The organism is Desulfosporosinus nitroreducens, from assembly GCF_023897015.1.
Lineage (GTDB): Bacteria > Bacillota > Desulfitobacteriia > Desulfitobacteriales > Desulfitobacteriaceae > Desulfosporosinus > Desulfosporosinus nitroreducens.
The window spans coordinates 61,964-68,290 of the sequence record NZ_JAMHFY010000025.1; the positions used below are offsets into that span (position 1 = coordinate 61,964).

At 42.9% G+C, this 6,327-nt stretch carries 5 protein-coding genes and 1 pseudogene; 1 reads left to right on the forward strand and 5 read right to left on the reverse strand.

The window, feature by feature from the left end:
• Positions 1 to 60 precede the first annotated feature (60 nt).
• The 4 genes and pseudogenes from M8E35_RS21035 to M8E35_RS21050 form a co-directional block, all read right to left on the reverse strand.
• The gene (locus M8E35_RS21035; RefSeq protein ID WP_252472097.1) at positions 61 to 369 is read right to left on the reverse strand and encodes a hypothetical protein; all 309 of its coding nucleotides are present in this window, start codon (positions 367 to 369) and stop codon (positions 61 to 63) included.
• Between the two features lie 32 nt (positions 370 to 401).
• On the reverse strand, positions 402 to 800 hold the full coding sequence (locus M8E35_RS21040; RefSeq protein WP_252472099.1) for a hypothetical protein: 399 nt from the start codon (positions 798 to 800) through the stop codon (positions 402 to 404).
• Between the two features lie 518 nt (positions 801 to 1,318).
• Positions 1,319 to 1,400: pseudogene (locus tag M8E35_RS27205) on the reverse strand (DUF3102 domain-containing protein); the annotation flags it as partial.
• Complete coding sequence (locus tag M8E35_RS21050; RefSeq protein WP_252472112.1) at positions 1,394 to 1,564, reverse strand: hypothetical protein; 171 nt, start codon at positions 1,562 to 1,564, stop codon at positions 1,394 to 1,396. The pseudogene M8E35_RS27205 and the gene M8E35_RS21050, both read right to left, overlap by 7 nt.
• A 407-nt stretch (positions 1,565 to 1,971) precedes the next feature.
• Here M8E35_RS21050 and M8E35_RS21055 point away from each other — a divergent pair, with 407 nt between their 5' ends.
• Positions 1,972 to 4,938 carry an FAD-binding and (Fe-S)-binding domain-containing protein gene (locus M8E35_RS21055; RefSeq protein WP_252472114.1) on the forward strand — a complete coding sequence of 989 codons (2,967 nt, stop codon included), beginning with the start codon at positions 1,972 to 1,974 and terminating at the stop codon, positions 4,936 to 4,938.
• A gap of 107 nt (positions 4,939 to 5,045) precedes the next feature.
• Here the strand turns inward: M8E35_RS21055 and M8E35_RS21060 are convergent, their stop codons facing one another.
• The gene (locus M8E35_RS21060) at positions 5,046 to 5,894 is read right to left on the reverse strand and encodes a VanW family protein (RefSeq protein WP_252472126.1); all 849 of its coding nucleotides are present in this window, start codon (positions 5,892 to 5,894) and stop codon (positions 5,046 to 5,048) included.
• Positions 5,895 to 6,327: the final 433 nt, after the last annotated feature.

The following is a 6,327-nucleotide window of genomic DNA, read 5'->3' on the forward strand; positions in this document are numbered from 1 at the left end:
TGTCAATTCAAATTGTTGTCAGTGTAAGCATTTTCATACTTAGTTCTTATAAAACAAGAACTAACAATACGTTCCACTTTCTTTACCTGAACTGTAGAATGGTATTGGCTTTGCAAAATTATTCGTACTCTGCGTATCCCGGCAGATAATATATTTTATCCGGAGAATGAACACACAGAAGGTGAAATAGAACAGCTCATCCGCATGATTCCTCTCTGCAATGAGCGTGATCAGAAAATCCACTGGATTCCCTGTCAGCAATTCTCTGCTTACACTAGGACTCGACTCCACATTTACGTTGATATGTGTGTCAGCATTTTTGTGGGAAAGAAGTACAACCGTCTCAACGTGCATAGCCCAAGGAAACATGCAAATACCTACTCACCATTTCTTCACTCTATTCACACGATTAAATGACCTTTTTTCTCAGCAAGAGTGACAGTGGCCTCGATACCTGAATTAAATTGGACAAAATCGTTTTCGATGCCATCACTGAATATCACGCCATTCTCCGGCATCAATGAAAATATCCTCAGTGGGCAGTCTTTCGTTATTTTCCCAAAAACGAGATTTGTCTGAGAAGTCTTACGCGGGAAAGGTTCACGCACTGAATAATACAAGTAGTCATTGTTCCAATTTAATTGGATTTCCCTTTGAAAATTAAATTCTTTTCCTGATAAATAATTAACAATATTTGAAGCCCCTGAAATTACACTTTTTAACCAGCCAGTTGATCCCAGCCCCGTTGAGACAATAATTCCACTTGAAGATTGCTGCTCCCGGTTTCCGGCAAACTCCAATTGATACCTTGATGATACATGAGTTTTTTGTCCAATAAACTGTCCTTTTTAAAAGACCGGAAGGGATTTACATTGTTGTGGGTGAATCTCTTATTGGAGCATACTATATTTAGAGGTACAAAGAACTTCCTATCTATAAAACATGATTCAGGATATACATGAGCAGTTATTAAAGAAATAAGAAAGTGGGAATGTGTAATGAGTGAAGATCAGAAATGCCCTATATGCCCGAAATGCGAGCAGGAGTATGATAATGGGAATTCTATAGAACAAATTAATGTCTGTCCAAATTGCGAAATGATGGAAACGCTAAAAATTTATGCAAAGCACCTAGTCCAGGGAAAATAATATTAAACTGATCCATTTTGCCAGTTGACTAAATGCTTATGAATAGCCGCTTATAAAGGTTCTCTTGATTACTTTTCGGCGATCATTTTTAGGTTGTATCTGGGAGAGCCTTTGTTTGTTCTGCCTGTTGGATGTAGGAATCTTATGCCTGCTCATTCTCCGTATATTATCGATATCCAGCTCGGCAATGAACTCACTCCTGACCTCTTCCGGGACTCCGAGGAGAATAAGTGCCTGGGTGAAGTTCAAATTTTATTCACAGAATATGTATCCGGACTTAAGAGTGTGACAAGCTCATACCAGGCATGTCCAACAAATCGACAGCGCTGTCGATTTGTTGGACATGCCTGGCCATCTATAAGAACCTTGCTGCCGCTGCACAGGGTTCTTCTTACATCAGTCCCCAATTTCCTCATTTCCCCTTCCCCCACTCCAATATTTTGTGCCCCAGCTTTTTCAGAACACGGACCCAATCCCTTGCGCCCTGCAGGTAAATATCTGGAAACTATCAAAAACGACGTATGATAAAAATTAATTTTTGTTTATGAAACACAAGACACGCGAACAGGATTGCAGGTGCATTATTTTGTATTGATTTTGTATTTCTGTTTTTTTACTTTGTTTTTACTATAGCTGTTTAGAATGATAATAGGGTTGATAATTCCCTTTTGTCCAGCAGAGTACACAGAATAGATATCACCTTATAATGTCTTTAAAGTAATATTTATTTGAAAATTTTTATAATAACAATTATAATTAAGAATCATACATATTAACTCCGCAAAGACTAAAGCATAACCCTTCAAGAAAGGACGTGATTAATTTGACTCATTGGCGCAGCGGTACACAACCCATGTCTTATCCTTTAAATCCACATGACCCGCGTAATCCCGCCCAGAAAAATAAGGATTTGCCCTCACTCCCAAAAGTTTATCAAGATTTCTACAGGGAAATAATCCGTTTCGTTCCTGAGCAACGAGTCTTTATCGACCCCTTTTTCACCTTAGGCTATGGCATTGATGCCAGCTTTTATCGCTTAATCCCTAAGGTGGTTGTTAAAGTCGTCACTAATGAAGAAATGGCGGCGATTTTGAAAATTGCTCAAACCTTACATACACCGGTTACCTTCCGATGTGCCGGGACCAGTTTATCGGGGCAGGCTTTAACTGATTCCGTCCTGCTGGTGGTCCAGGGAGCATGGCGGCACTATGAGGTTCATGAAGACGGCAAGGCCATCTCCCTGGAACCGGGTATCCTTGGCGTTGAGGCAAACCGCTACTTAAGATCTTATCGCCGCAAAATCGGACCGGACCCGGCCTCCATTGATCACTGCATGATCGGAGGGATCGCAGCTAACAATGCCAGTGGCATGTGCTGCGGTACTGCCGATAACAGCTATAAAACAGTGGCAGACATGCGCCTTATTTTCGATAACGGAACCCTGCTTGATACGGCAGATCCTGCCTCTTGCCGTGATTTTTTGCAAAGCAAACCGGATCTTATCCGCCAAATAGAAGGCATTCGGGACGAGCTAAAGGCCGATCCGGAGCTGACTGAGCTGATTAAAAAGAAGTATAAAATCAAGAATACCACAGGCTACAGCATCAATGCCTTTGTGGACTTTGAGGACCCTATTGAGATTATCAAGCATGTCATGATCGGTTCGGAAGGGACTTTAGGGTTTATCTCGCGGATTACCTATAAAACGGTGTTTGAACATGACCATAAAGCCTCGGCCTTAATCATTTATCCCGATATGGACCATGCTTGCCGCGCCGTGATGAAGCTTAATAGAGATTTAGTATCCGCTGCGGAAATGATGGATCGAGTTTCCCTTAGAACCATGGAAGATGAGCCCGGTATGCCTGATTATTTAAAAACCCTCTCAGAAGACGCGACCTCCCTCCTGGTGGAGGTCCGGGCCGAGAATCGGGAGATATTGGAACAACGAATTAAAGAGGTTAAATTACGGCTGGAGAGCGTACCGACGGTTCTGCCCATTGACTTTACCTCGATAAAATCCGAGTATGAAACCTACTGGAAAATACGCAAAGGAATTTTTCCTGCCGTGGGTGGAATCCGTGAACAAGGGACTGCTGTGATTATCGAAGATGTGGCCTTTCCCTTAGAACGATTAGCCGAGGCCACTATCGACCTGCGAGCTATTCTTAATAAATTCGGTTACCATAAGGCCATTATCTACGGACATGCCCTAGATGGGAACTGGCACTTTATCTTTACCCAGAAGTTCGAGACGGAGGAAGAAATCAAGCAGTATTCGGGTCTAATGAAGGAAGTTAATGAACTGGTTGTTAAGAAATACAATGGTTCCCTGAAAGCCGAGCATGGAACCGGGCGGAATATGGCTCCCTTCGTCGAACTGGAATGGGGGAGCAAAGCCTACCAGCTGATGAGACGGATTAAAACCGCCTTTGATCCCCATGGTCTTCTAAATCCCGGTGTGATCATCAATGACAACAAGAATGTTTATCTGGAAAACTTAAAAATGATGCCTCAGTCTCATGAAACCATTGATCGGTGTACCAACTGCGGCTTCTGCCAGGATATCTGTCCTTCCAAAAATTTGACCACGACTCCACGGATGCGGATTATTCTGCAGCGTGAAATTTCCTACCTTAAAAGGACGGGCCAAGATCCACAGCGGTTAACTCGCTTGCTGAAGGATTATGACTATGCCGGAAATGCCACCTGCGCTACGGATGGACTCTGTGCCAAAGCCTGCCCGTTGTCCATTAATACCGGCGACAATTCCAAATATCTGCGTTCCCAGGCCATTACTTCCACTACACACTTTATTGCCCAACGTCTGGCCAAAAATATGAATGGGGTAACGACCTTTATGCGCTTTGGACTGGGGGCAGTGGATGTAGCTCATTCACTCCTGGGAACCGGGGTGATGGATAAACTTGGGTCTAAGGCCTTCCTTGTAACGAAGAATCGGATTCCTCTCTGGAATCCTTGGATGCCTGGCCGAGGGTCTGCTCCTCGGGCGAGATCCGGTTCTGCAGCAGGACCTTTAAGTTCAGCGAAGGTCGCCTCCCCCGGCGCGGAGCCCTTGAAGGTGGTCTATTTCCCCAGTTGCATCAGCCGCTCTATGGGGCCTGCACGTCAAGACAAGGATCAAAGGCCTCTCCATGAAGTGATGCTGTCCATCTTAACCAAAGCCGGCTATGAAGTCATCATCCCGCCGAACATGGCTAACTTATGTTGCGGTATGCCTTGGGAAAGTAAAGGTTTCTTTCAGATAGCTGATGAGAAGAGTGACCAACTGGAAAAGGTGCTGGTCAAAGCCAGTGAAAATGGCAAATATCCTATCCTCTGCGATACCAGTCCCTGTCTCTATCGAATGAAGCGTGCCTTTAAATCCGGGATTAAGCTTCATGATTCCGTGGAGTTCACCCACGATTTCTTAATGGGTCACTTAAAGTTCAGACAGGTTCCGGAAACGGTAGCTGTCCACGTGACTTGTAGTTCGGTTAAAATGCATATCAGCGATAAATTTAAAGCCCTGGCCGAAGCCTGTGCGGAAAAGGTGATTATGCCTGATGATGTCCATTGCTGCGGCTTTGCAGGGGATCGAGGATTTTCCTTCCCAGAGTTGAATTATTCTGCCTTAGCCGGACTTAAACCCTCCCTCCCCAAGGAGTGCACTTCAGGTTATTCCAATAGCAGAACCTGTGAGATCGGACTTTCCCTGCATAGTGGAATCAGCTATCAATCCCTGATGTATCTTGTGGATCGTGCTTCATCGCCGCTCCCACTTCAGTAACGTCAGTTAGCCCGGAGACTAAAATCTCCGGGCTAAATAATATAGATCATTTAAACTTCTAAAATTAAAAAAACTACTAAAGGAGCTTTAGTGGCGGGAACAGACTGTTATGTAATGTTGTGCCCTTCATAAATTACTTCGTCCGTCTGCTCATATGCGTCTGGGACATATTTGATCTCAGCAAAATTCTTTGTTACTAATTCGGTCTCTAATATTTCCCCGCTTTTCCTTTTGATTATTTTATTTCTCCATATTTCATTTTTCCGGAAATATTTATTCCCAATTTTTAAAAACTGATGGTCTTTCTCAAATACATGATAAGCAAAGTCTAGGTTCTGATCGACCCTCAGTTCTCCTTCTAAGCACTTCTCCGAAAGCCAAAGTCTTAGTTGAAAAGTATATGGGGTACAGTTCATAAACTGATAGTCTATATAGTTATAAAACACGGTTGCCCCACTACCAAAGGGCAACACCCTTCTGTCATCTGGAAAAGGATCGAAACTGTGATGATACCGTTTAGTAACAGTCAAAGGACTATGAATAACCAACCAATGAATTAGGTTAGCTATTTGACAGATACCGCCACCAATGCCAGGCTTTGCTTCTCCACAAGACAACAATATACCCGGTAAATATCCCTTACGCTTAGTTGTAAGTCCTACTAGTTTGCAAAAAGAAAATGTTTCACCAGGCCGTATAATAATGCCATCAATCCGCTCAATCGCTATTGAAAGATTTATAACCTTGTTATGTTGCAACTGCATGTCTGTATCACCGAGTTTTCTAATCAGTACAGACTGGTGTTTTTTCACTCGGTATGATAGCTTTTCGGTACTTTTTAGAGAAGCAAACGGTTTACCCTCAAAGCTCCACATTAAATATGTTATCAATCTCCGAAACCATACCGATAAAAAGTAGAATATTGGGTGTACTTCGCTTAGCAACCTACGTGCCATTATTCTTTTCCCCACATCTCAAATTAATGATTACTCAAATGAAATTTACGCACAATGTCACGTCCCAACCCTCGCATTTTATCCTCTAAGTGCCGGGAACATTATTGTTAGGCGGGCCATGCCCCGTGGGATTACTGTCATCAGTGATAAAGTTTCAGCCAAATCATTCCACTCTAATATTTCTACACTTTTACATCACATCCTTCTCTAAAGTAAAGATAACCCAATAAAATCAAAAAAGCCAGATCGTTTAAATAAAACGATCCAGCTCCATATATTTCCGTACACACTCTGTCACCACAAAAAGAACATGCACATATCAAACCCGCTCATACCAAGGCTTTGACTCAACACAAATAGCAATAGGTAAAGCTTTGATATGATCTCCACTTTTTCCCCTGCTCCACACCGTGCACGGAACTTTCGTATTCAC

What these genes read in the sequence shown, in the direction of transcription:
- M8E35_RS21050 (WP_252472112.1), bottom strand. Translation starts at nt 1,564, where the DNA reads ATGAGGAAATTGGGGACTGATGTAAGAAGAACCCTGTGCAGCGGCAGC.
- M8E35_RS21060 (WP_252472126.1), bottom strand. Translation starts at nt 5,894, where the DNA reads ATGGCACGTAGGTTGCTAAGCGAAGTACACCCAATATTCTACTTTTTA.
- M8E35_RS21035 (WP_252472097.1), bottom strand. Translation starts at nt 369, where the DNA reads ATGTTTCCTTGGGCTATGCACGTTGAGACGGTTGTACTTCTTTCCCAC.